A 25,079-nucleotide genomic window follows, 5' to 3' on the forward strand; every position below is an offset into this window, starting at 1 on the left:
GAACTCACTTTTTGGTGCGACAGATGATAACCCGAAGCCCGGCCACTTTGCAGCGCGTTATCCCTACCCAGGCCTCGACGGATACACCAGGCTGGCAGGCTCAGCTCAGTGGTGCCGTTCGCGATCCTCATGTGCTGCTCGACCGGCTAAAGCTCGACCCGAATTGGCTACCGGGCGCCGAGCGCGGCCATGCCCTGTTCGAGGTGCGCGTGCCCGAGGCCTATCTGGCCCGCATCCGCCCCGGGGATCCCGCCGACCCGCTGCTGCGTCAGGTGCTGCCCCTGAATGCCGAGACCGACAGCGTCAGAGGGTTCGTCAGCGACCCACTGGAAGAGGCCGAGCACAGCCCGCACCCCGGCCTGATTCACAAGTATCCGGGGCGGGTACTGCTGATCGCCAGTCCCACCTGCGCGATCAACTGTCGCTACTGTTTTCGCCGTCACTTCCCATACAGTGAAAATTCGCCGTCGCGGGCGCAGTGGGATGAGGTGCTCAATTACCTGCGCGTCGACCCTTCCATCCAGGAAGCGATTCTCTCCGGCGGCGACCCGCTGGCCTCCAGCGACAAGCGCCTGGCCTGGCTGGTCGAACGCCTCGACGAGATTCCTCATTTGAAGCGTCTGCGCATCCATACCCGGCTGCCGGTGGTGATTCCCGACCGGATCGACGACGCACTGCTCGGCTGGCTGAACGCCACGCGCTTGCAGAAGGTCGTGGTGCTGCATATCAACCACGCCAACGAGATCGATGATGCGGTCGTCGATGCCTGCGCTCGCTTGCGAAGTACCGGCGCGACCCTGCTCAATCAGAGCGTGCTGCTGCGCGGGGTGAACGATGACGTCGAGACCTTGGCCACCCTGTCGGAGCGGCTGTTCGAGGCCGGCGTGCTGCCCTACTACCTGCACGTGCTCGACCCGGTGACGGGCGCCGCTCACTTCGACGTCCCCGACGACGAGGCCATCGCCCTGGTCGATGCCCTGCGCGAGCAGTTGGCCGGCTTCCTGATGCCGCGGCTGGTGCGGGAAGTGCCAGGAGAGAATAGCAAGACGCCGCTGGGTGGATGAAGACAGTAGCGGAGGCCTTTGCTTCATCGATACTGAGCGGGTCACAAGGGCACAGTAAAAGCCAACTTTATAGCGTCTCGGGAAACAGCATCAGCAGGCCACCGAGCAGTAGGAACATGACGCCGCACAGGAACCAGGTGGCATAAAGCCACACCAGCAAACGCTCTAGACGTCGCGGCGGGTCGTTGACTGCAATCTGAGCCAACTCACGAGCGTAGCGTTTCTGAACGTAGCGGGTATTGGAAAATAGAATCACCATGCCATATTCGGCCATCCTGCCCTGAGAGAAAGGAAGCCCCTTGAGGCATAGGCGCTCACCGCCAAGCCTGCCCACGCCGTAATACTCGTCCGCTTCATCGATCTTGAAGAGAGAGACCACCATGGTGATGAGCGTCAATCCAAAGCCCACCAGGCCGAAGAAAGAGCCGCTGAATATCACGATGGTTTCAATCAGCTCCATTGGTTTTTTCCTCGCCGTAAATTCTTGTAAACAATCCACCCCCGAACTTGGCTCCGACTTGTCCTCCTACTTTTTCACCAGCCACCGCGCCTGCTCCCGCACCGATCATGTATCAACGCGTGCCCCTCGCTCTAAAACGATTCAAGATATCTAGAAAAACACACCCAAAGAAATCCCAGCGAGAACTGCCATGATAACTAGTAGCAGCCAGCTAGAATACAAATATTTAATAATGATATTTAATTTTCTTGGTGGGTTTCTTGCCGAAATCATCATTAGCTCCTCCCCATAGAACCTCTTTACCAAGCGGTTGTGAGAGAGCAATGTAATCAAGCCATACTCCGTCATTCGCCAAAGGCTAAACGGGAGGCCTTTCAGGAAAAGTCTTTCTCCACCAAGCCGACCAGCTCCATAGTAATGATCGGCCTCATCAAGTTTGAACAAAGCTATTAATGATGCAATTAAAAGGAGAGCAGTGCCAGAAATACCACAAGCAACGCCGCCTAATCCAATTATCAGTTTAATCGGATCCATTTTGCTCAGTGACTTCGTATCTTAGTCCAAAAAGGAACGCACCTAATTCTTTTCCACCGAAGTCACCAGCTTCTGTCCCAGCATAGCTTCCACCAATTGCACCCTCCGCCACGCGGGTAGCAGCGTTGATCCTCATGCTCTAGCCCGACTCATTACGCCTCGGGAAACAGCATTAGCAGGCCGCCGAGCATCATGCTGGCCATCACCAATATGAACCATGGGGCGAAGAGCCATACTAGTAATCTCTCCAATCGACGAGGTGGATCATTGGCTGCAATCTGTGCCAACTCATGTCCATAGTGATTTTTAACGTACTTGGTACGCGAAAACATGATTGCCATTCCATACCACGTCATCCGTGATAAAGAAAAAGGGAGCCCTTTGAAGTCAGATTTGCCGCCACCTAGCTTTCCCTCCCCATAATAGTCATCCGCTTCATCGATCTTGAAAAGGGCGACTATCGATGCAATAAACATCATTGCCACACCAATCAGGCCAAGAAAAGCACCACTGAACACTATAAATGTTTCAATTAGATCCATGATTGTTGCTCTCGCCATAGATTCTTGTGAATAATCCAGCACCGAACTTTTCTCCGACTTGGCCACCCATTTTTTCACCAGCAATTGCTCCCGAACCAGCGCTGACAACGGCGCAGGCGATTCGCCCATGAGGGACAACTGCCACAGCAAGACATACTTTACTATCGATATTTAACTTGAGACCAGATAATGCAACACCCGCTGCTGCACCACCGGCTCGCCCCAAGAGCCCGCCATACTCAACATACTTGGTTCTCGTGCACTCTCGTTCGCGCCCTTCGCTGCAGGCCTGTTCGATGGTGGCTTGCGTGGCCACGACATCGAGGCCGACACCGACGAAGGAGCCGATACTGGTGAGCTTGGAAACGATCGCGGTCTTGGTAATGGCCTCGGAAATGGTAGGGATGCGAAACTTGCCGCCCGTGCGGGCCGTGTCGACACTGTGCAGTTGCTGGCGGGCCTCGATGTTGATGCGCGATTTCAGTTCCGTATGACGGGGCAGACGCAGCGGGGCGTTCACCCAGTTATTCATTACCACCCCCAGGCGCTTGAAACGCTGCTCGCGCTGGGCGAAGAACTGCGTGCGGGTCATCGGATTGTGCGGGTCCATGGCCTGTCGATAGAGCCGGTCGATCTCTTCGATGGCTTGCCTGACCTCCGACACCGCCCGGCTGCCAGCGGCGGAAGTGGCGCCCAGGGCGGTAGAGGTGTTGGAAAGCGCGGAAGCATCTGCGTCCATCGCCTCGCCACTCAAGGCGATGTCCTCGTAGGCCTGCCAATGATTCATCAGCGTCTGGCGCTGATCTTCGCCGAGCGGGTATAGGGCGTCTTGAATCCGACGTGCCTCGGCCATGAGGTATTCCTCGTCTTCCCGGCACTCCCGGGACGCCGGATCGGCAAGCACAACCACCTCTCCCGGGAGAAGGTAGTCGCCGAGGTGGCCGTTCAGGCGCTCGAACATCGCCTCGACATCCGGCGTCGGGGTATAGGGAAACAGGCGCTGCTTGACCTGCTCGCGAGTTCCCGACAGGCGTACGATATGAAACCCCGGCTTGATGGGCGGGGGTGGCTCTTCGACGATGGGCTCCGGAATCGTCTCGGGAATCCTGGGTGCTGGGGCCGGGGAGGCTCGAGCATCGCTCGGCCAGCGGGCCTTGCGCAGGTCGTCGGGTGTCAGCGCTTGCGCGTTGAGTCGGGCGATCTTCGCTTCGAGGCTCGGGTCCGCCTGCCATAGGGCACTGGAGCTCAAGCGCCATTGGCTGCCGGTCCACTGGGCAACCGGGCTGAAGGGGCGCTCGAACCTCGGATCCAGGAGCAGGTACAGGGTGCCGCGTTTCACTTCCTCGAGCAGGCGTTGATGAACCTTCGTTCCATCGCCCATGAACGAGAAGCCCCAGGCGCTGCCGAGGCGTTCGAGGTCGCTATGCAGTGCGCCATGGCTTCCCAGCAGCGCTTCGACCTTGCTCACTGCAAAGAAGGAAGACTCGACATAAGGCAGGTCGATATCGCGGATTTCATGCCATCGCTTGAGTCGCATGTCGTTTCCCGTGGAAACCAGGCCCGCTTCGGTACATGCCCCGAAGGGTCCTTGAATCATCGTTCAAGGCCGGGGCGCTCGCTCGAGCGCCCCGGCAATCAGGCTCAGGCCTCTACCGGGGCGCGCCAGTCATCGGATCCGGAGGTGCCGGCGACGGTGTGCTCCCAATCGATCTTGCGATAGGCCAGGGAGACGTCGATCAACTGGGTGAACTCGGCCTTGGCCGAATCCTGGGCATGGGGCATGCGCAGGTTGATGTCGACCACGGTGGCATCGGTCAGCGAGGTGGTGAAGAAGTGCTCCTGCTTGCCTTCCACCGAGGTGCGGTACCACTTGAGCTCGACGTTGGGCAGCATCTCGCCGGATGCCAGGGCGTTGTACATCAGCGGCACGGCCTTGTTCAGGGCCACGGTGAAGATGAACGGCTTGTGGGCGCGCTGGCCGCTGGGCTGGCCGGACTGCGGGTCGGTGGGTACGGTGACGACGTGCTTGAATTCCTGGACCAGCATCTGGTCTTCATGGCCTTCGACATAGATGTTGCCGACGGAGTCCGGGGTAAAGGCGCCGGCGGTGATGTTGCCCTGGGTCTGGCCTTCGATGCTGATGTAACAAGGGGTTGGCATGGTCTGCTTCCTACTGGGTAATGGATGAGAATGTCCTTGGGACACTCCCCTACAGGCAGGCACCATGCCATGAATCGTATTATTATTTAAAAACAAGTAGTTGATTAATTTTCACTCCTTGGTATCAAGCGGATTTAGGCAAGTTCTTGCCTGAATCGAGCAAGAAGTTGCCCAGCGGGCAAGAACTTGCTCGCTGAAATGCGCAGGATTCCTATCAACCGGCGAACTCGTAGTCTATCTTGGTGATTCGCCCGCGCCAGTACGGCCTGGCGCCTTCTTCGGACAGCCATGCCACCTCGCCCTCGAGGGGCACCAGCATGCCTTTTCGTCGCTGGTAGTTCCAGAAGCGCCCCTGCCACGGCGTCGGCACGCTCTGTTCGCCCACGCTGCGCCCGCGGGCTTTCGCCCGCACGGTGTCGATCACGCCCTCCTCGTTGAAATCGAACGACAGAGTCAGGCTGATGGCGCCATCGGTCAGCGTGGCCTTCGCGGAGCGCGTCCCCTCCTCTTCCCAGTGGACGCCCTGACTGGGCAGCAGCGCCGTCGGATACCACACCGCTTCGGCGAGAAAGCGCATGAGTTCGCCTTCGGCGATCGCGCCTTTGCCTCGCTGGCTGACGACGGGAAACAGGCCAAGCAGGTTGCCCTGCAGAATTCCCTGGCCCGCGACATAGGCATCGTGGACACGAACTGGCAAGCCGGGTATCGCGGCGATCCGGCCATTCCAGACGAATCCGGGGCGGCAGGTGATCACGCGCTGGGCCGAGGTGAACGGCCGCCACCGGTCTGCCGTCGCCCCCATGTTGAAGGAGCCGCGATGTCTGGCGCGCACGCCGGCCACCATCGGCAGGCCTTCCTCGAGCACGGTATGAAAGTAGCGCCGTACCGGCGCCGGCAGACCCTCGAGTTCACCGAAGTCGACAGCCTCCGGCCTTGCCGGGACGCGAGCGGCGTCGATGCGGGATTCGAGCCGGCGGGTTGCCGCCTGCCAGCGCAGAGCGCCAAACGTCGCGACCGCGACCAGTGCCGAGGCCGCTACCGTTACCGGAACCAGGACGATCTGCAGCGCGGTCATTCACTCCAGGAGATTCAGGATGTGGTTGTCGGGGCAGTCGTCAGGATCATCAACAGATCCTGAGCTTGCACCGCCGCATCGTGCCCGAGGCCGGTCAGGTAGCCACCATCGGGCTGGGTGACCAGGCCGCGCTCGTGCAACCTGGAAACGGCGGCTATCTTGGCGGGGTCGGCGCTGGAATGCACCTTGATTCCCTCCTGGGTGGTGGCCAGATTGAACAGGCAAAGCACGTTGAGTTCTTCGAGTATTTCCTGGGTATAGCGCATGGCCACCTCGGTTCATCAGGGAAGGAAGACGTCTTCACTTTAGGCCAAAAAGCCGAGCCTGCCATGATCGCCCTCAACTATTGCGCATTCTCATCGCCCGACATGCCATGCTCCCACAGGGATCGCAATGCCTCGGGCATCTGTTCCTCGGGGATGCTCAATGACCACACCCGGCGGGCGTCGGCATCCACGGCTTTGTCGTCCCCGCACTCCTGAATATCGACAGAGAAGACGCGCCGATCGGCACCGGGGGGTGGCGAGTCGTCGCAGGCACGGACTGCCTGGCTCAGCAGCGCCTGCAACCAGCGCCGCTGCTGCTCCGTACACTCATCACAGTGGATACGGCGAAGAGTCATCAGTCCGGGGAACGCCGCCAGCCCGCCCTCGCGACGGATGGCGATGATGCTTTTCGCCCCCAGGACAGGAGGCGATCTGTCGTTCATGTCGTCACTCCCACGGCTTGCCAGGCGTCGCGGACCGCGGCGGCTTCTCGGCTCTCGTTCCCGAAACGACGACCGGCATTGTCGATGACCAGGGCGGCGAAGGTGGCAAAATCGCTTTGCTCGGCCAGCCGGGGATCGCGGAGCGTGTCGTACCAGACGAGGCCGGCGGCGTCCCAGGCATGCCCCCCCAGGGCCATCGCCGCCAGGTAGAAGGCGTGATTGGGAATGCCCGAATTGATGTGCACGCCACCGTTGTCCTGCTCCGTCTCGACATAGTCGTCCATGTGGCCCGGCTGCGGATCTCGACCTAGGATCGGATCGTCATAGGCCGTACCGGGTTCGGCCATGGAGCGCAGCGCGCGCCCCTGGACGCGCTCGGTCAGCAACTCGGCACCGATCAGCCAATCCGCTTCCGCGGCGGTCTGGCCAAGGTGATACTGCTTGGTGAGGCTGCCGAAGACGTCCGCGAAGGACTCGTTGAGCGCACCGGATTGATAGGTGTAGACGAGCCCCGCCTCGCGCTCGATGACCCCATGGGCCAGTTCATGGCCGATCACGTCCAGCGCAGCGGTGAAACGATTGAACAGCTCGCCGTCCCCATCGCCGAACACCATCTGGGCACCGTTCCAGAAGGCGTTCTCATAATCCTGGCCATAGTGCACCGTGCCCAGCAACGGCATGCCGCGGTCATCGATGGAGTTGCGCTCGAAGACTTCCCAGAAGAAGCGATAGGTCACGCCCAGCCCGCTGTAGGCCTCATCGGCGGCGGGGTCGCCGGTGTCGCCCTGGCCCTCTTCACGCACCAGCGTCCCGGGAAGCACCTCCCGATAGTCGGCGGAATAAATATACCGTGCGGGCTCACCCGGCCTGGGGCTTCCCTCGGGCAGGGCCAGGTTGGCAGCGATTTGAGGATCGCGCCGGGTGCGGAAGTAGGCGTCCGCCTCGAGCGTGCGCTGGGCACAGCCCTTGAGACGTGCATCGCCATGGGCGGCGATCCGTTCGAGGATGAACGGCGGCATGAACCCCGGACGGGTGCGTGGTGTCGGCTTGTGCATGATGGTTCTCCTGGTGAATGGTCAGTGCGTTCCCCTGCGCCGACTATCTTTACTACTGCGACCCACCAGCTTCACCGAGAGTTCGCCTACTTTTTCATTACCATGGTTCCTGCACTTTCCTGCTGCCCACGCGCTCATTGCTGAGGCAGCAATTCCGGCGCCGGGGCTCTTACCAGAGATTCGATACCTCCCAGGGAGGCGATCTCCTTGTCCATGAGCAACTGGACCTTCGGGCTGACCACCGCGATCTGTCGCGGCGCTCCCTTGGCATCGAGACGCTGGATCCAGCCATGGGCACCGCTCGTGAATCGCGCCAGGCAACCGATGGGATGCAGGCCGAAGTGGCGAATGTAGCGCTGTACCCAGGTGCTGTCGAAAAGATCGTCCCTCGTCAACATGTGCCGGTAGGTCTCCTCCATGGCCCAGCCCCCGCGATCCGGCCGGGAACGACTCATGGCGTCGATGACATCCACCACCATCGCCATGCGGCTCAGGGCGGACAGTTCGCTGCCTCCGAGACGATAGGGATATCCGCTGCCATCGAGCCGTTCGTTGATCTCGACGACGATTCTCCTGACGGCCTGGGGGTCGAGCCAGCGGCAACCTTGCAGTCGCTCGTGGATCAGCGGGACATGAGAAGCCAGCTGCTGACGCTGCGCTTCATCGAAGAGCGTGCTGTCGAGCAGGTCATCGGGCAGCAATGCCTTGCCAAGATCGTGGATCATGGCCGTCGCCGCAATGGCCTTCAGCAGATTGCGCGGTAGATTGCGGGCGGCCGCCAGATCGGCCAGCCGAATCGCCACGCCGAGGCCATGCTGCACGGGCAGGGGGTCGCGATGCAAGCAGACGCTCGCGAAAAGCAGCGCCTCCCTGTCCTCCTCGAGCAGGTTCAGCAGCTTGTCACTGTGCCGGGACAGCAGCAGGCTATCGATCGGCTCGCCCTGCTCCAGTCGCACCATCTGCCCATTGAGATAGTCGGCTATCTTGGCCAGGCGCCGCGCCATGGGCGTTGCGTACTCAGCCCGGGGACGACGTGCAGGAGGTACCTGGATCGACGTCGTGGCGGGCTGGAACAACGATGACGGGTCGAGGTCGTCATCCTGTTCGCTCTTGCGAGCGCTCTCGCGCTCGATCTCCTTGACCAGAAACCAGATCAGACGCTCGAACTTGGGCGTCAGCATGCGGAATTCGCAGCCCAGGAGTGCCCGCTGCCAATGAGCGTCGGTGCGCACATGACGTATCTCGCCCCGAGTAGCGAAGCGCTGTCCACTGGGAAAGGTGGCTTCGAGGCGTGACAGCGCGTAACCCGCCCGCAGCTTCGCGGCATCCTGCAGGGGGATCTGTACCAGACTTCCACCCAGGGAAAGATTCAGCAACTTCCCCTGAAGGATCTTCTCCACGCCATCCACCTCGAGCGCCACCGTGACGGTCATCCCAGGCCCCAGTTCGGCGCGAAAGGCGCTGCGCCGATGCCAGACTTCGAGGCGATCCGGGTAAGGGCAGGCGAAGCGCAATCGTCCGGGGATGTCGTTGCAAGGCTCGGCAACCAAGGGCTCGGTCATGACCATGGCCCCGTGCGCCTGCCCGGTCAGACGAAAGGGGCGTTCCACAGAGAGCACGCTGGCTATTTCCGCCGCCGCCGTGACGTCGAGAATCAGTCGTTCACCGGCGATCACATTGGCCAGCAGCACATTCACCGGCGGCGCCGTCTGCTCCTCGAAGGCCAGCGATACCCCGCCGGGGCGGCTCATGGCTTCCAGCAGCCTCTCTATCTCGCCGGCGTGCTCTATACGAGATGATGTCTCGCTCATCTGTTCCATCCTGGCTTGCACGATACGTGACGCACCATCGCGTGGTATCGTCTGTCTATTGCCGACGCTATTCCTGTAGATCGCCTTGACGGTACCCGATCAGGTACAGCACGGCATCCAGCCCTAGCGTCGAAATGGACTGGCGAGCCTGGCGGCGCACCAGCGGCTTGGCGCGGTAGGCGATCCCCAGCCCGGCAGTCGCGAGCATCTTCAGGTCGTTGGCGCCATCACCCACGGCAATGGTCTGCTCCAGGCACAGCCCCTCCCGCTCGGTAATCGATTTCAGCAGCTTGGCCTTGCGCGGGGCATCGATTATCGGTTCGCGCACCTCGCCGGTCACCCGACCACCCTCGATCACCAGTTCGTTGGCATGGATCTCGTCGAATCCCAGCTTCTCCTGGAGATAGCGCGCGAAATAGGTAAAGCCACCGGACAGGATCACGGTGCGATACCCGAGCCGCTTGAGGTGATGCATCAGTCGCTCGACGCCGGGCATCAACTCGAGATGGTCCGCGATCTCGGCGAGCACCGCCTCGTCGAGCCCCTCGAGCATCGCCATGCGTGCGCGGAAGCTTTGCTGAAAGTCCAGCTCACCGCGCATGGCCCGCTCGGTGATGGCGGCCACTTCGTCGTATACCCCGTGGCGCCGTGCGAGTTCGTCGATCACCTCGGCCTGGATCAGCGTCGAGTCCATGTCGAAACAGATCAGCCGGCGGTGACGTCGCCAGATGGAATCTTCCTGGATGGCGATGTCCACGCCGTGCATCGCCCCCAGCGCCAGGGCCTTCTCGCGCAGCGCCTCGAGATCGACTTCTTCGCCGCGCAACCAGCATTCGACGCAGGCACCATGGGCCGGCGCCTCGCCATCCAGGGGCTCGCGACCGGAAAGGCGATGAATCAGCTCCACGGTCAAGCCATGGGCGGCGGTCAAGGCCCCGACCTCGGCAAGAATCCCGGCGGGCAGGCGTGGCGCCAGCAGCGTCAGGATCAGGCGCGGCTGGCTGGCCTGGGCACTCCAGCGCTGATAATCCTCGGCACTGATCTGGATAGCCTGGATGTCGAGCCCAAGGTTGCTTCCGGCCTGGTTGAGCGTCCTTTCGATCTCTGCATCCGCGTCGAGTCCTACCAGCGCCTCCAGGGAAACGATGCCGAAGGTCACGCTCTGGTTGATGTCCAGCAGTCGCGCACCGCTGACGGCCAGGGCTTTTCCCAGGCCGGCGAGCTGGCCGGGTTGCGCGGTGCCGGTGGCACGAATCAGCAGGCGTCGCGTCATGATCGCTCCTGTTCCACGTCCAGTCGGTCGACCTTCTGGAAACCGCGCGGCAACTTGCTGCCGCGGCGGCCCCGCTCTCCTGCATAGTAGGCCAGATCGGCAGGCTTCAGGGTCAGCTTGCGCTTGCCGGCGTGAATCACCAGAGAGGCCTTTTCAGGCAAGATGACCAGGTCCCGCACGAACTCCTCGCGACGGGCCGCCCGGGCGCCGGGAATATCGATCATCTTGTTGCCCTTGCCCTTGGCCATCTCCGGCAACTGGTCGAGTCCGAACAGCAGCATGCGTCCCTCGTTGGAGACCACCGCGACCCGCGCGTTCGCCCCCCCCGGCACCCCTCGCGGTGCCAGCACGTTGCAGCCCTTGGGCACCGAGAGTGCCGCCTTGCCCGACTTGTTCTTGCCGGTCAGTTCCTCGAGGCGGGCGACGAAACCGTAGCCCCCGTCGGAGGCCAGCAGGTAACGGCTTTCCGGTGCGCCCAGCATCAACCCGACCATGTGCGCCCCGGCACCGGGATTGACCCGGCCGGTGATGGGTTCGCCCTGGCTGCGGGCGCTGGGCAGGTTATGGGCGCTCAGGGTATAGGCGCGGCCACTGTCGTCGAGCAACACCAAGGGTTGGTTGGTCTTGCCCCGTGCGGCCAGGTGGAAGCGGTCGCCGGACTTGAAGGCGAGCCCGGCCGGGTCGATCTCGTGGCCCTTGGCGCTGCGAATCCAGCCCTTCTCGGAAAGCACGACGGTAACCGGATCGGCACCCATCAGCTCGACCTCGGAGAGCGCCCTGGCTTCCTCGCGCTCGACGATCGGTGAACGACGAGCATCGCCATGCTCCTTGCCGGCCTCGCGCAGTTCCTGCTCGATCAAGTCGGTCAGGGCCTCGTCATCACCCAGCAGCTTCTTCAGGCGCTTGCGCTCGGCCTTGAGTTCGTCCTGCTCGCCACGGATCTTCATCTCTTCGAGCTTGGCGAGATGGCGCAGGCGCAGCTCGAGGATGGCTTCGGCCTGGCGATCGGAGAGCCCGAACGCCGCGATCAGGGCAGGCTTGGGCTCGTCCTCCTCGCGGATGATGCGGATCACCTCGTCGATGTTGAGATACGCCGCCAACAGGCCCTCGAGGATATGCAGGCGATCCTCGACCTTGCCCAGGCGGTGCTCGAGGCGCCGGCGTACCGTGGCACGCCGGTAACGCAGCCACTCGCCGAGCATGACGGGCAGCGGCATGACCCGCGGACGCCCGTCGAGACCGATGATGTTGAGATTGATGCGCACGCTCTTCTCGAGGTCGGTGGTGGCGAAGAGGTGCGCCATCAGCCCTTCGATATCGACGCGATTGGAGCGTGGCTCGATGACCAGTCGGGTGGGATTCTCGTGGGTCGATTCGTCGCGCAGGTCGGCGACCATGGGCAGCTTCTTGGCCTGCATCTGCGCGGCGATCTGCTCGAGCACCTTGGAGCCACTGACCTGATAGGGCAGCGCGGTGACGATCACGTTGCCCTCTTCCAGGCCGTAGCGGGCGCGCAGCTTGACCGAGCCGCGTCCGACCTCGTAGAGCTTGGCCAGATCCTCTCGGGACGAGATGATCTCCGCCTCGGTGGGAAAGTCCGGGGCCGGCACATACGCGAGCAGGTCGCCGACGGTCGCCTCGGGGTGACGCAGCAGGTGGCAGGTCGCCTCGACCACTTCGCTGACGTTGTGCGGCGGAATGTCGGTGGCCATGCCCACGGCGATCCCGGTGGCACCGTTGAGCAGCACGTGGGGCAGCCGGGCCGGCAACACCGCCGGCTCGTTCATGGTGCCGTCGAAGTTGGGCATCCAGTCGACGGTGCCCTGGCCGAGCTCGGACAGCAGCACCTCGGAGAACTTCGACAGGCGCGCCTCGGTGTAGCGCATCGCCGCGAAGGACTTGGGATCGTCCGGGCTACCCCAGTTGCCCTGGCCATCCACCAGCGGATAGCGATAGCTGAACGACTGGGCCATCAGCACCATCGCCTCGTAGCAGGCACTGTCGCCATGCGGGTGGAACTTGCCCAGCACGTCGCCGACGGTACGTGCCGACTTCTTGTACTTGGCATTGGCGGTCAGCGACAGCTCGCGCATGGCATAAATGATGCGCCGCTGTACCGGCTTCATGCCGTCACCGATGTGCGGCAGGGCGCGGTCGAGAATCACGTACATCGAGTAGTCGAGGTACGCCTTCTCGGTGTATTCGCGGAGCGAGAGGCGTTCGACGTCGCCTTCCTCCACGTGTATATCCATGGTCATCGATTGACCTCTTTCGCAATTCGATTTTTCGAGTCCCAACCTGCTCGCGAACATCGCCGAGCGATGGCGAGACAAGGCGGATGGCAAGCGACAACGCGGAGTTTACTGGTGTAAATGAGCAGTTGGCGCTTGCCATCCAACGCCGTATCGGCGAGCGCAGGCATGTTCCAGGTCATACTTCGATATCGGCGAGGTTGCCATAATCCTCGAGCCAACTCTTGCGATCCGAGGCGCGCTTCTTGGCCAGCAGCATGTCCATCATCTCGCTGGTGCCATCGCCCTCCTCCCGGGTCAACTGCACCAGGCGCCGGGTATCGACCGCCATGGTGGTCTCGCGCAGCTGCAAGGGGCTCATCTCGCCGAGGCCCTTGAAGCGCTGAACGTTGGGCGGGCCGGCCTTCCGGGTGCCACGCTTGCCTTCCAGGCGCTTGAGGATCGCCGATTTCTCGCTCTCGTCGAGGGCGTAGAAGACCTCCTTGCCGAGATCGATGCGATACAGCGGCGGCATGGCGACATAGACGTGACCGGCATCGACCAGCGCCGGAAAGTGGCGCAGGAACAGCGCGCACAGCAGTGTGGCAATGTGCAGCCCGTCGGAGTCGGCATCGGCGAGGATGCAGATCTTGTGATAGCGCAGCTTGGAGAGATCGTCGCTGGCCGGATCGATGCCGATGGCCACGGCGATGTCGTGCACTTCCTGAGAGCCGTAGATGTCGTGGGAGTCGACCTCCCAGGTGTTGAGGATCTTGCCGCGCAGCGGCAGGATCGCCTGGGTCTCGCGATGACGCGCCTGCTTGGCACTGCCGCCGGCGGAGTCGCCCTCCACCAGGAACAGCTCGCTGGCGGCCGGGTCCTGGCCGCTGCAGTCGGCCAGCTTGCCGGGCAGCGCCGGCCCCGAAGTGATCTTCTTGCGCGCCACCTTCTTGGCACTCTTCTGGCGGCGCTGGGCGGCGCTGATCACCAGCTCGGCCAGGGCCTCGCCCTGATCGACATGGTGATTGAGCCACAAGGAGAAGGCGTCCTTGACCACCCCGGAGACGAAGCCGGCCACGGTGCGCGACGAGAGCCGCTCCTTGGTCTGGCCGGCGAACTGCGGGTCGAGCATCTTCACCGAGAGCACGAAGGAGACCCGCTCCCAGAGATCCTCGGCGGTCAGCTTGACGCCCCGGGGCAACAGGCTGCGGTAGTCACAGAATTCGCGCAGCGCCTCGAGCAGCCCCGAACGCAGGCCATTGACGTGGGTGCCGCCCAGGGGCGTGGGAATCAGGTTGACGTAGCTCTCGAGCAGCGGCTCGCCACCCTCGGGAAGCCATTGGATCGCCCAGTCCACGGCCTGCTCGTCATCGGCGAAATGGCCGATGAAGGGCGAGGCCGGCAGCACGTCGAACCCGTCGGTGGCCTGGGCCAGATAGTCGCGCAGGCCATCCTCGTACTGCCAGACGCTCTCGGCGCCGTCGGCTTCGGTGAGCACCACCTTGAGTCCCGGACACAATACCGCCTTGGCGCGCAACAGATGCTTGAGCCGCGGCAGGGAGAGCCTGGGAGAATCGAAATAGGCGATCTCGGGCCAGAAGCGCACCACCGTGCCGGTGGCACGCTTGGGGCAGCTGCCGATGATCGACAACTCCTCGACCTTCTCGCCCTTCTCGAAGGCGATGCCGTGACGCTCGCCATCGCGGCAGACCTCGACTTCCAGTCGCTGCGACAGCGCATTGACCACCGAGACCCCGACCCCGTGCAGGCCGCCGGCGAAACGGTAGCTCGACTGGGAGAACTTGCCGCCGGCGTGCAGCTTGGTGAGGATCAGCTCGACCCCCGACAGGCCATGCTCGGGGTGCATGTCGATGGGCATGCCGCGACCGTCGTCGCTGACCTCGATGCCGCCATCGTCGAGCAGACGCACCTTGATCTCGCCGGCGTGTCCTGCCAGCGCCTCGTCGACGCTGTTGTCGACGACTTCCTGCACCAGGTGGTTGGGGCGGGTGGTGTCGGTATACATGCCGGGGCGCTTGCGCACCGGCTCGAGTCCGGAGAGAACCTCAATCGATGTCGCACTGTATTGCGTCATGCGTTGTCCAGGATGCTGTTTTCTGTCACAGGAGTTATCGGCAAGGGAACCTCGAAATTGACGATGAGCCGGGTCGGGTCTACGGAGCTCGCTCCAGCCGGTGCCCGCCCTGGGCCAGCACCGCCGGCAGGTAGTCGGCCAGGCGATCGAAGCCGTGATCCCCGCCGGGCTCGATGAGCGTGCGACAGCCGGCATAGGCCTCGAAGGCGTCTCGACAATCCAGCGTCTCGTCGGCGGTGCCCAGCAACAGCAGATAGCGCTGCGGATTCAGCCGAGCGGGGACCAGGGACGCCAACTCGTCGCGGTGCGCCGCCTCGATGGTGAAGCGCTCGCCAGTGTAGTCGTTGACGAGATCCGTGCCCATCCAGCCGTCGACCAGCCGGGCCGGCTGCACTGCCGGGTTGATCACTGCCGCGGCGAGATCGAAGCGCTCGGCCAGGCATGACGCCAGGAACCCTCCCATCGAACTTCCCACGAGCAAGGTATTCGACCCCAGCGCCTCGAGGGCCAGCCGGGCCGTCTCGAGCGCCGCCCGCGGACGATGGGGCAGCTGTGGCGTGCTGCAGGCAAGCGGCTTGCCCTCATGGGTAACCCGCCGGCATGCGGCCCGCATCAATCGCGCCTTGGGCGACTCGCTGCCGCTGTTGAAACCGTGCAAGTAGAGCACGGCGTCGACCGGGGCCCTGCGCCAGTGGTCGCTCAGCATACCGCAAAACCTGTATGAAAAAACAGTATCACCCGACACCCTCGGCATTCCACACCGCCTCGATCAACCCTCGGCTGGAAGCGTCCAGGGCGTCAATGCCTTCGCGGGAGGCCAGAATCTGCTCGGTCTGGGTGGCGATCTTCTTGCCGAGTTCCACGCCCCACTGGTCGAAGGGGTTGATGTCCCAGATGGTGGCCTGGACGAAGACCTTGTGCTCGTAGAGCGCCACCAGCGCGCCCAGCGTTTCCGGGGTCAAGCGGTCGAGCAGCAGCGTGGTCGAGGGCTGGTTGCCGTGGTAGCGCTTGTGGCTGGGGCGCGGCCCATCGTCGTCGATGGCCTCGTCACCCAGCATCAGCAGCCGCGACTGGGCGAAGCAGTTGGCCAGGGTCAGGCGATGCTGGCTCTTCAGGTGCTTGCGCGTCGCCTCATCCTCGACCCGATCGTAACGCCGCATGGGTGCGATGAAATCGCACTCCACCGCCTGGGTGCCCTGATGCAGCAACTGATAGAAGGCATGCTGGGCATTCGGGCCGAGCTGCCCCCAGAGCACCGGGCAGGTGGAGTAACGCACCTTCTCGCCGTCGTTGGTCACCGACTTGCCGTTGGACTCCATCTCGAGCTGCTCGAGGTAACTGGCGAAGTATTCCAGGCGTCCATCGTAGGGCAGGATCGAATGGGCCCGGATATCGAGGAAGTTGACGTTCCAGATACCCGCCAGGGCCAACAGCACCGGCAGATTATCGGCCAGTTCGGCACTGGCGAAATGGCGATCCATGGCATGCGCCCCGTCGAGCAGGGCACGGAAGTTGTCCATGCCGACGGTCAGGGCGATGGGCAGGCCGATGGCCCCCCACAACGAATAGCGGCCGCCGACCCACTCCCAGAACTCCAGCTGGTTGGCATTGCTGATGCCCCATTCGCTCATCTTCTCGGGGCTGGCCGAGACACCGATGAAATGCTGACGCATCACCAGATCGTGATCGCCGTCGCCATCGACCAGATGGCCCATCAGCCAATCCTTGGCGGTGCGCGCATTGGAGAGGGTATCGATCGTGGTGAAGGACTTCGACGAGAGCACGAACAGGGTCGTCTCGGGGTTGAGGCGATCCAGATAGTCGGCAAGCTGGGAGCCATCCATGGTCGAGGCGAAATGCACCTCGACGCGATGCACGTCTCGCGGTCGGTAATCCGCCAGGGCATGGGTCACCATCAAGGGGCCCAGGTCCGAACCGCCGACCCCGAGGTTGACCACGTCGGTGATCGCCTTGCCGGTGGCACCGCGCCACTGCCCGGCCAGGAACTTCTCGACCATCGTCGCCATATGGTCCAGGGTCCTGTGGACCGCGGGCACGATGTCTTCGCCCTCCACCTCGAGACATGCGTCCGCGGGCAGACGCAACGCGGTGTGCAGCGCGGGACGGTCCTCGCTGCGATTGACCCGCTCGCCGGCGAGCAGTCGCTTGATCGCCTCGGGCACCTGGGCGACACGGGCCAGTTCAAGCAGCTTGTCCAGAGTGTCGTCGCGCCAGCGCTGCTTGGACAGGTCGAGCATCAGGCCTGCCGCACGACGCGAGAAATGGCCATGTCGCTCATCCGACTCGCTGAACAGCTCCTTGAGATGCACCTCGCGCATGGCGTCGGCGTGGGCACTCAGCGATTGCCAGGCGGCATGACGATCGATCGGGCCTCGGGAAGTCATCGTTTATCTCTCCTTGAGCGTAATGTCGGCTTCGCCAGCATATCGATATCGGACCGCTGATGGGTGCAACGCCGTTGGACGGTACGTAAACTAGGGACTTTCGGGCAGCGCCTGAAACCCTTGGCTGCACATCGCCCCCGGGCTCGATACCTCAACCGACTACCAGTTTCCATGAGTTCTGCATCTTACCGTGACGCGGTCTTTACCACACCCCTTGACCGGATCGCGTCATTTTCCTTCGACGAACAGGTCGTGGCCTGCTTCCCCGACATGATTCGTCGCTCGGTACCCGGCTACGGCCAGATACTGGGCATGCTCGGGGTGATCGCCGAACGCCATCTGCGCCACGGGGCGCATGTCTACGACCTGGGCTGTTCACTAGGCGCCGTGGGTCTGGCACTGGCCGGGCGCCTTCCGCCAGACGCCTTCACCCTGACCGGTGTCGACCTGTCGCCCGCCATGGTCGAGCGTGCCCGATCCACCCTGGCCGAAGAATGCCCGGGACATCATATCGAGATCGTCGAGGGCGACATCCGTCATCTGGATTACCGACCCTCGGGCATGATCGTGCTCAACTTCACCCTTCAGTTTCTCGCGCCTGGTGATCGCGACGCGGTGATCGCCACGCTGTTCGAGGCTCTGGAGCCCGGCGGCGTGCTCGTACTGTCCGAGAAGATCGTCGCCGCGGACGAGCAGGAAAACGCCTGGCTGGTGGAGCGCTATCACGACTTCAAGCGCGCCAACGGCTACAGCGACCTGGAGATCAGCCAGAAACGCACTGCCCTGGAGAACGTGCTGGTACCCGACACCCTGGACGCTCACCACGCTCGCCTGTCGCGTGCCGGTTTTTCACGGGTGACTACCTGGTTTCAGTATCTCAACTTCGCCTCGATGATCGCCTTCAAGGAGTGAGTGCGTGCCGCTGCTGAATGCCCCGCAAAGAGCGCTCTATCATGCCTTCGTCGAGCAGGGCCTCGACACCTGGCTGGCCCGGCTGCCCGAACAGTTCGCCCGGGGGCTCGATCGCAAGCGCCATGGCGACCTGCCCGCCTGGGAGAAGGCGGTGGCGAAATTGCCACCGCTGCCCGAGGAGAGGGCCGTGCATCTCGATCAGGATTGCGTGAGCGTCGAGGTGGCGCTGACGGATGCCGAGCGGCGCCGCTGCGAGAATCTCTTGCGCAAGCTGATGCCCTGGCGCAAGGGCCCGTTCTGCCTCGGCGGCATCGTGATCGACACGGAGTGGCGATCGGACTGGAAATGGCAGCGCGTGGCACCGCATCTGTCTTCCCTCGAGGGACGCCGCATTCTCGACGTGGGGGGCGGCAGCGGCTATCACGCCTGGCGCATGGCGGGTAAAGGCGCAGCCTTCGTGCTGGTCATCGACCCCTCGCCGCGCTTCTACTACCAGTTCCAGGCGGTGCGTCATTTCGTCGGCGCCGCCGAGGGCGGCCGCACCCACTTCCTGCCGGTGGGCATCGAGGATGTTCCCGAGAAACTCGCGTTCTTCGACACGGTATTCTCCATGGGCGTGCTCTATCATCGTGCCTCGCCCCTGGATCATCTGGTGCAACTTAAAGACGCGCTGCGTCCCGGTGGCGAACTGGTACTGGAGACGCTAGTGGTGGAAGGCGACGAAAGCACCGTGTTCATGCCCGGCGAGCGCTATGCGGCCATGCCCAACGTCTACTTCCTGCCCTCCTCCGCCGCACTTTGCCATTGGCTCGAGCGTTGCGGTTTTCAGGATATCCGGGTGGTCGACGAGGCCGTGACCAGCCTCGACGAGCAGCGCTCGACGGAGTGGATGACCTTTCAGTCATTGAAAGATTTTCTCGACTCCGAGGACCGCTCGCGCACCATCGAGGGCCACCCGGCGCCGCGACGGGCGGTCATCGTGGCGCGCAAGTCCTGATTGTGGAAGAGGTCAGACGGCATCAACGGTCGCGCCACTCCTCCTCGGTGTCTGCCTCTTCATCATCCGACCGGCCAAGATGCTCGTCACGCGCGGCATCGATCTCGCGCATTACCCCTTCGAGATCGGCGCTCTTTTCGCTACGCTTAAAGGTGCCGGTCAAGGGTATATCGGGACTGAGGTTGCCCAGCTGGAACAGCGACCAGATCTCGCCGGCGTAGTCGATGGTCAACAGCTCCGGGGCGAAGCGTCCGAAATAGCGCGCCATGTTGTCGACGTCCCGGGTCAGCATGCGCTCCGCACTGTTGTTGGCCGCAGCATCCACGGCCTGGGGCAGGTCGATGATGATCGGCCCTTCCGGCCCCAGGAGCACGTTGTATTCCGACAGATCCCCGTGAATCAGCCCGACGCTGAGCATGCGAACCACCTCGCGCATCATCACCTGATGATAGTCCCGTGCCTCGGCGGCCGTCAGTTCGACATCGTTGAGGCGCGGTGCCACGTCACCGTCGGCACCGGCGATCAGGTCCATCAGCAGCACGCCATCGACGAAGCCGTGGGGCTTGGGAACACGCACCCCCGCCCCCGCCAACCGATAAAGGGCATCGACCTCGGCGTTCTGCCAGGCCTCCTCCTGCTCGCGGCGCCCGAACCGGCTGCGCTTCTGCATGGCTCGGGCCTGGCGGCTGTTGCGTACCTTGCGCCCTTCCTGGTACTCGGCCTGATTGTGGAAGCTGCGCTTGCTGGCCTCCTTGTAGACCTTGGCACAGCGCAGCTGGCCCTGGGCCCGCACCACATAGACCGCCGCCTCCTTGCCGCTCATCAGCGGGCGCAGCACGTCGTCGATGAAGCCGTCGTCGAGCAGCGGCTGTAAACGCTTCGGGGTTTTCATTTGCTTTAGGTGGCATCCTGGCAAGTCATGGGGTCACAGCATACCGTCTCGCGCCCCAACACCAAAAGGCCCGCCTAGGCGGGCCGGAAGAAGCGATGATCAGCAGAATCAAGCAGCATGCAGCGCACGAGACGGGCCGAAATGCTCGTAATGGCGATGTTCGGCAGCGATGCCCAGGTCATCCAGCGCCTGATCCACCGCGCTCATGAAACCCTGGGGACCGACGAAGTAGCACTCCACCTCAGTCTTGGGCAGGTAGTAGGCGATCAATTCGCGATCGATGCGCCCGATACGAGCCGTTTTCTCGTTCTCGGTTCCTCGCTCGTAGAGAGTGACGCTGGTCAGCTGTCGCGGATAGTCGTCCTCGAGCGCCCGCAACTCGTCGGCGAAGGCATGCTGGTCGCGTTCCTGGGCGGCATGCAGATAGATCACCTGGCGCCCCTGCTCCAGGGCGCGTCGCGCCAGGGGAAGCATCGGCGTCTGGCCTACGCCGCCGCTGAGCAGCATCACCGGGGTCCGGCTTTCATCGAGCACCAGTTCGCCGGCGGGAGGCAACAGTTCCAAGGTGTCGCCGACCTGCAGGACGTCATGGAAATGCCGACTCGCCTGGCCCTGCAGTTCGCGCTTGATGGAGAGCCGATAGGTCCTGCCATTGGGATAGCCCGAGAGGCTGTAATGACGATAGACCGGCTCGCCGTCGATCATCAGGTGTACCCCGATGAACTGTCCGGGCTGGTAATCCGCCACCGCTCCACCATCTTCCGGGGCCAGCACGAAGGAAGCGATGACCGCACTTTCCGGGGTCTTCTCGATGATGCGAAAACGCCGCTTGCCCCGCCAGCCGCCTTTGCGCTTGGCAAATTCGTGGTAACGGTGGTCCTCAAGCTCGATCAGGAGTCCCGCCAGTTCATTGTAGAGCGCCGTCCAGGCGTCTGCGATTTCCGGCGTCACCGCATCGCCCAGCACCTCGGCCACCGCCACCAGCAGGCACTCGCCGACGATGGGATACTGATCGGGGCGAATGTCCAGAGAAACGTGCTTCTCCACCACCGTAGCAAGCGTCTGCTTGACCTTCTCCGGCTCCTTGCGCAACTGCACGTAGGCCAGTACCGCGCCGGCCAACACCCGTGGCTGGCCGCCATCGGCCTGGTGGGCCTGGTTGAACAGCGGTTTCACTTCGGGATAGCGCTCGAACATCAGCGGGTAGAAACGCCGAGTGATGGTTTCCAGGTGTTCCGCCACCAGCGGTGCGGTGGCGTCGATCAACTGCTCCTGTTCTTTGGTCAGCATATAGGTCCTCAGGGTTAGGGAAACACTGAATAAGTGTCTGCACGGACGAATCGCTGCGTTGCGCGGTACTGGTGCGCCAGCCCGGTCGAAGGTCGCCTAACTCTATGTTATGTCTCGCCTTCTGTGTGCCGTGCGCCTTGCGCTTCATCCCGTTCGCCGATTTATTCAGCGCTTCCTTGCATTTAATGATGCTTTTTATATGCTTCTTATTGTACCCGAAGCATTGCTGGGCCCGTCCATCCGACATCATGCCGCAGGTCGTTTTACTGCCAGCGAAACGACCGCTGCGCCTTTTCAGGAGAAGCTCTGAGGATCACGGCCCTGTTGTTTCGCTACCATCCTGAAATCGAAGACAGAGCTTGCATGGAGGGATCAAGCCAACAGCAAGGATTCGGGGAGAGTCGATGCGAACCAACTTGCGTCCTGTGTATCTACTGCTATCTTTAAACATGCATAAAAAATACTTCATAAAAATAATGACCTTGGTAACGATGCTGCGAGCGCAGAACACGATACGCCAAGGTCGCCTGGATAAGGAGTCATGACCATGACCAGACTGGCGCGTTCTGTTCCTTCCACGATGAAAAACGTCAAGATGCCATCGGCTGTTCTGTTGGCGATATTTCTCTGCCTGAGCCTGGGGAATTCGGCACTGGCCGAAGAGGAAATGGAGCAGAGCAAAGGCAGCGACAGCTGGTTGCGAGCCTGATCACCGACACACCTCAGGAAGGCTTCGAGCTGGCCGTGAAACTCTCCCAGAAGGGCGTAGGCACTACCCAGCCGGACGCCAATGTGCGCAAGGCGCTGCGGGGTGCCTACGCGCGTGATCCGGATAGCCTGATCGCTGCCTCGCAGGTGATCGCCATCCACTTTCAGACCGTGGCCGCAGCCAACGACTACTGGAAGGAAGACTGAAGAGACGTGCCAAGGACGGCACGCCTCGGCATTGACCGCCATGAACAGCCGACGGCTTGTCGTGCGTTGCGACCGGGCTAGCCAATATCCCGCAACAACAGCGCGAACTCGATGCGTTCGGGCTCGATGGCCTCGCCGGGGATGGGCAGACGCACCACGTGCCCGGAACCCGGCGCCACATCGATTGTCTCGCCGCGCTTGTTCTCGAGCGCTGCGAGGGTAAAGCGGCGATTGCCGCCGGGCAGCATCAACTCCAGCGAGTCGCCCAGGGTGAAGCGGTTCTTGACGTCGACCTCCAGCCAGCCGCGGCTTGCGTCGTAATCGATCACTTCGCCGACGAACTGCTGATGCACGCCGATGGAGTGGCCGCGCTCGTAGTTCTGGTATTCGTCGTGCACGTGGCGGCGATAGAAGCCTTCCGTGTAGCCGCGATTGGCCAGGTTCTCCAACTCGTCCATCAGGCCCATGTCGAAGGGCCGGCCGGCCAGGGCGTCGTCGATGGCGCGTCGGTAGACCTGGGCGGTGCGCGCCACGTAGTAATGCGACTTGGTACGTCCCTCGATCTTCAGCGAACTCACCCCCATCTCGGCCAATCGTCCCACGTGCTGTACGGCGCGCAAGTCCTTGGAATTCATGATGTAGGTGCCGTGCTCGTCCTCGTCGATGGGCATCAGCTCGCCGGGGCGCGTCACGTCCTCGATCAACGCCGCCTGGACGGGCTTGAGATCGCCGGTCGTGTCGGTGTCCGCCGCGATGGTGTTGTACTTCCAGCGGCAGGCGTTGGTGCAGGTGCCCTGGTTGGGGTCGCGACGATTGAAGTAGCCCGACAGCAGGCAGCGTCCGGAATAGGCGATGCACAGGGCGCCATGCACGAAGGTCTCGATCTCCAGATCCGGGCATTCGCGGCGAATCTCGCCGATCTCTTCCAGGGAAAGCTCCCGGGACAGAATGATGCGGCTGATGCCCTGCCCCTGCCAGAAACGCGCCGCGGCATGGTTGACCACGTTGGACTGCACCGAGAGGTGGATGGTCTGCTCCGGCCAACGCTCGCGCACCATCATGATCAGCCCCGGGTCGGACATGATCAGCGCGTCCGGGCCGGCCTCGATGACCGGCTCCATGTCGCGCAGGTAGGTCTTGAGCTTGGCGTTGTGGGGCGCGATGTTCGAGGCGACGTAGAACGACTTGCCCTGGGCATGGGCCTCCTCGATGCCGCGGCCCAGATTGGCGAGGTCGAAATCGTTGTTGCGTACCCGCAGCGAATAACGCGGCTGGCCGGCATAGACCGCATCGGCGCCGTAGGCAAAGGCGTAGCGCATGTTGCGGTAGTTGCCCGCCGGAGAGAGAAGCTCGGGGGCGGTGGTAGCGGCTTCCTGGGCGATAGAGCTCATGCTGTCCAGCTAGTGATATGATAAAAGTGAATGCCGATTATCGGTTTATCCATCCTTGCCATCCACCCGGGCGCTGAGCAGCGGCCTGGTGTAGAGCATCAGGAAGGTCGCGTAGGCCAGGCACCACAGCAGAATGCTCAGGCTCAGCATCCAGTGGGTGACCTGGGGCCAGATGGCCGGGATCAGGGCGCGGAGGACCGTGGCCGCAAGCATCAGACCAAGGGCCAGGCCGATGCCGGGCAAGGTTTCGATGGGCCGACCGGTATGTCCTAGCGAGACCCGGGAAATCATGGCGAGGATCATGGTGCTCATGCCGCCCATGGTCAGGGCATGAACCGCCAGGGTGGCCGGCAGCAGGTTCATTGCGGCCAGGGCATACATCAAGAAACCCAGCGCCACGAAGCCATAGCTGGCGTGCAGCCCCCATAGCAGCGGCTCGTGCAGGGTACGCCACCCTTCCCAGCGCGCCAGGCGTAGCAGGTTGGCGAGCCCGGCCAGCAGGGCAATGACGGCGGTGACGATTGGCGGCACCGCCAGCCCCACGACTGCCAGCAGCAGAATCGCCACCAGTGCCACGACACTACCGATTGCCAGCTTTTCCAGCATCGGGACCGGCTGAGGCTTCTGGCGCTTCAGGCGCAAGGAGGTGAAAAACGGAATGACCCGGCCACCGAGAATGATCATCAACTGGCTGATCAGCAACACCGCCAGATAGGCGCCCTGACGCACCAGTTCGCCATCGCCGTGAAGCATGCCGGCATGCATCAGGACATTGGCGATCACCAGAAGCGTCAGCACCGGCAGGAAGATCAGGTTGCGCCATTGCTTGACGCGAATCACCAGTCGCGCCATGACAGCCGCCACCAGCGGCAGAAAGGCCAGATCGACCAAGGCAATCAGCAGCGGGTCGAGATTGCCGAGGGCCTGGGGAAAGGCCAGCAGCAGGCGTCCCGCAAGCCACACAGCGACTAGACCGAGCAGCGGCCAGCCCTTGAGGCTGGGCTGGCCGGTCCAGTTCTGCACCGCGGTAAGCAGGAAACCGGCGGCGATGGCTGCCACGAAGCCGAACAGCATCTCGTGCTGATGCCACCAGATCATGCCGCCCAGCGGTTCCAGCAGCAACGTGCCGTGCCAGAAGCCGCCCCACACCAGCATGGCCAGCAAGCTGAACAAGGTACCCAACAGGAACAACGGTCGAAACGCCAGTCGCCACAGCGGCATGAGGCGAGTCAGTTGGGTGTGCTGGGAGAGGCTTCTTTCACTCATGA

24 protein-coding genes are annotated in these 25,079 nt (G+C 62.7%); 5 read left to right on the plus strand and 19 right to left on the minus strand.

The genetic code is table 11. The annotated features are described in order from the left end of the window. Nucleotides 1-23 precede the first annotated feature (23 nt). Entirely contained in the window at nucleotides 24-1,064 is a 1,041-nt protein-coding gene (gene epmB, locus BUA41_RS00355) for an EF-P beta-lysylation protein EpmB (protein ID WP_072818520.1), read from the plus strand. Nucleotides 1,065-1,131: 67 nt separating this feature from the next. On the opposite strand, the gene BUA41_RS00360 is transcribed toward epmB, so the two are convergent. From BUA41_RS00360 to pgi, 15 genes are all read right to left on the minus strand, one after another. Continuing rightward, nucleotides 1,132-1,524 (minus strand): hypothetical protein, encoded by a 393-nt coding sequence (locus BUA41_RS00360; RefSeq protein WP_072818522.1) that lies wholly within the window; start codon nucleotides 1,522-1,524, stop codon nucleotides 1,132-1,134. A 150-nt stretch (nucleotides 1,525-1,674) separates the two neighbouring features. Beyond that, nucleotides 1,675-2,058: a hypothetical protein gene (locus BUA41_RS18830; protein WP_139249021.1), complete on the minus strand. Its 384-nt coding sequence runs from the start codon at nucleotides 2,056-2,058 to the stop codon at nucleotides 1,675-1,677. Nucleotides 2,059-2,210: 152 nt separating this feature from the next. Further along, the gene (locus BUA41_RS00365) at nucleotides 2,211-2,600 is read right to left on the minus strand and encodes a hypothetical protein (RefSeq protein ID WP_072818524.1); all 390 of its coding nucleotides are present in this window, start codon (nucleotides 2,598-2,600) and stop codon (nucleotides 2,211-2,213) included. Beyond that, the gene (locus BUA41_RS00370) at nucleotides 2,587-4,137 is read right to left on the minus strand and encodes a hypothetical protein (RefSeq protein WP_072818526.1); all 1,551 of its coding nucleotides are present in this window, start codon (nucleotides 4,135-4,137) and stop codon (nucleotides 2,587-2,589) included. The genes BUA41_RS00365 and BUA41_RS00370 overlap by 14 nt, the downstream gene beginning before the upstream one ends. Nucleotides 4,138-4,241: 104 nt before the next feature. Then, on the minus strand, nucleotides 4,242-4,760 hold the full coding sequence (locus BUA41_RS00375; RefSeq protein ID WP_072818529.1) for an Hcp family type VI secretion system effector: 519 nt from the start codon (nucleotides 4,758-4,760) through the stop codon (nucleotides 4,242-4,244). A 214-nt stretch (nucleotides 4,761-4,974) separates the two neighbouring features. Further along, on the minus strand, nucleotides 4,975-5,835 hold the full coding sequence (locus tag BUA41_RS00380; RefSeq protein ID WP_072818532.1) for a DUF6920 family protein: 861 nt from the start codon (nucleotides 5,833-5,835) through the stop codon (nucleotides 4,975-4,977). Between the two features lie 14 nt (nucleotides 5,836-5,849). Then, nucleotides 5,850-6,101 (minus strand): TIGR02647 family protein, encoded by a 252-nt coding sequence (locus tag BUA41_RS00385; RefSeq protein ID WP_072819393.1) that lies wholly within the window; start codon nucleotides 6,099-6,101, stop codon nucleotides 5,850-5,852. 77 nt (nucleotides 6,102-6,178) lie between these two features. Beyond that, entirely contained in the window at nucleotides 6,179-6,544 is a 366-nt protein-coding gene (locus BUA41_RS00390) for a protealysin inhibitor emfourin (RefSeq protein WP_072818534.1), read from the minus strand. Beyond that, complete coding sequence (locus BUA41_RS00395; protein ID WP_072818537.1) at nucleotides 6,541-7,599, minus strand: M4 family metallopeptidase; 1,059 nt, start codon at nucleotides 7,597-7,599, stop codon at nucleotides 6,541-6,543. The genes BUA41_RS00390 and BUA41_RS00395 overlap by 4 nt, the downstream gene beginning before the upstream one ends. 134 nt (nucleotides 7,600-7,733) lie before the next feature. Continuing rightward, nucleotides 7,734-9,410 (minus strand): HD domain-containing phosphohydrolase, encoded by a 1,677-nt coding sequence (locus BUA41_RS00400; RefSeq protein WP_175546908.1) that lies wholly within the window; start codon nucleotides 9,408-9,410, stop codon nucleotides 7,734-7,736. 67 nt (nucleotides 9,411-9,477) lie between these two features. Beyond that, a complete protein-coding gene (serB, locus tag BUA41_RS00405; RefSeq protein ID WP_072818541.1) occupies nucleotides 9,478-10,683 on the minus strand; it encodes a phosphoserine phosphatase SerB in 1,206 nt (401 codons plus the stop codon). Then, entirely contained in the window at nucleotides 10,680-12,941 is a 2,262-nt protein-coding gene (gene parC, locus BUA41_RS00410; RefSeq protein ID WP_072818543.1) for a DNA topoisomerase IV subunit A, read from the minus strand. Before parC ends, serB begins: the two co-directional genes overlap by 4 nt. A gap of 172 nt (nucleotides 12,942-13,113) precedes the next feature. Next, entirely contained in the window at nucleotides 13,114-15,009 is a 1,896-nt protein-coding gene (gene parE, locus BUA41_RS00415) for a DNA topoisomerase IV subunit B (protein WP_072818545.1), read from the minus strand. A 79-nt stretch (nucleotides 15,010-15,088) separates the two neighbouring features. Next, nucleotides 15,089-15,715, minus strand: coding sequence for a YqiA/YcfP family alpha/beta fold hydrolase (locus tag BUA41_RS00420; protein WP_072818548.1), 627 nt, complete (start codon nucleotides 15,713-15,715; stop codon nucleotides 15,089-15,091). A gap of 28 nt (nucleotides 15,716-15,743) precedes the next feature. After that, complete coding sequence (gene pgi, locus BUA41_RS00425; RefSeq protein ID WP_072818550.1) at nucleotides 15,744-17,414, minus strand: glucose-6-phosphate isomerase; 1,671 nt, start codon at nucleotides 17,412-17,414, stop codon at nucleotides 15,744-15,746. Between the two features lie 171 nt (nucleotides 17,415-17,585). Between pgi and cmoA the strand changes: the two genes are divergently transcribed. Together cmoA and cmoB are read left to right on the plus strand one after the other, a co-directional pair. Continuing rightward, nucleotides 17,586-18,326: a carboxy-S-adenosyl-L-methionine synthase CmoA gene (gene cmoA, locus BUA41_RS00430; protein ID WP_072818552.1), complete on the plus strand. Its 741-nt coding sequence runs from the start codon at nucleotides 17,586-17,588 to the stop codon at nucleotides 18,324-18,326. A 4-nt stretch (nucleotides 18,327-18,330) separates the two neighbouring features. Further along, nucleotides 18,331-19,323: a tRNA 5-methoxyuridine(34)/uridine 5-oxyacetic acid(34) synthase CmoB gene (cmoB, locus tag BUA41_RS00435; protein WP_072818554.1), complete on the plus strand. Its 993-nt coding sequence runs from the start codon at nucleotides 18,331-18,333 to the stop codon at nucleotides 19,321-19,323. A 22-nt stretch (nucleotides 19,324-19,345) separates the two neighbouring features. Here the strand turns inward: cmoB and BUA41_RS00440 are convergent, their stop codons facing one another. Together BUA41_RS00440 and hmpA are read right to left on the minus strand one after the other, a co-directional pair. Next, nucleotides 19,346-20,215: a PA4780 family RIO1-like protein kinase gene (locus tag BUA41_RS00440; RefSeq protein WP_072818556.1), complete on the minus strand. Its 870-nt coding sequence runs from the start codon at nucleotides 20,213-20,215 to the stop codon at nucleotides 19,346-19,348. A gap of 108 nt (nucleotides 20,216-20,323) precedes the next feature. After that, nucleotides 20,324-21,505 (minus strand): NO-inducible flavohemoprotein, encoded by a 1,182-nt coding sequence (gene hmpA, locus BUA41_RS00445; RefSeq protein ID WP_072818558.1) that lies wholly within the window; start codon nucleotides 21,503-21,505, stop codon nucleotides 20,324-20,326. A 547-nt stretch (nucleotides 21,506-22,052) separates the two neighbouring features. Between hmpA and BUA41_RS19415 the strand changes: the two genes are divergently transcribed. Both BUA41_RS19415 and BUA41_RS19420 read left to right on the plus strand, forming a co-directional pair. After that, nucleotides 22,053-22,214, plus strand: coding sequence for a hypothetical protein (locus BUA41_RS19415; RefSeq protein ID WP_175546909.1), 162 nt, complete (start codon nucleotides 22,053-22,055; stop codon nucleotides 22,212-22,214). A gap of 35 nt (nucleotides 22,215-22,249) precedes the next feature. After that, nucleotides 22,250-22,420: a hexameric tyrosine-coordinated heme protein gene (locus BUA41_RS19420; protein ID WP_245791821.1), complete on the plus strand. Its 171-nt coding sequence runs from the start codon at nucleotides 22,250-22,252 to the stop codon at nucleotides 22,418-22,420. 77 nt (nucleotides 22,421-22,497) lie between these two features. Here BUA41_RS19420 and trhP read toward each other — a convergent pair whose 3' ends face one another. Both trhP and BUA41_RS00460 read right to left on the minus strand, forming a co-directional pair. Beyond that, nucleotides 22,498-23,811 (minus strand): prephenate-dependent tRNA uridine(34) hydroxylase TrhP, encoded by a 1,314-nt coding sequence (trhP, locus tag BUA41_RS00455; protein WP_072818564.1) that lies wholly within the window; start codon nucleotides 23,809-23,811, stop codon nucleotides 22,498-22,500. Between the two features lie 45 nt (nucleotides 23,812-23,856). After that, nucleotides 23,857-25,077 carry an NnrS family protein gene (locus tag BUA41_RS00460; protein WP_072818566.1) on the minus strand — a complete coding sequence of 407 codons (1,221 nt, stop codon included), beginning with the start codon at nucleotides 25,075-25,077 and terminating at the stop codon, nucleotides 23,857-23,859. Nucleotides 25,078-25,079 lie beyond the last annotated feature (2 nt).

The organism is Modicisalibacter ilicicola DSM 19980 (genome assembly GCF_900128925.1).
In the GTDB taxonomy this organism is placed as follows: Bacteria; Pseudomonadota; Gammaproteobacteria; order Pseudomonadales; family Halomonadaceae; genus Modicisalibacter; species Modicisalibacter ilicicola.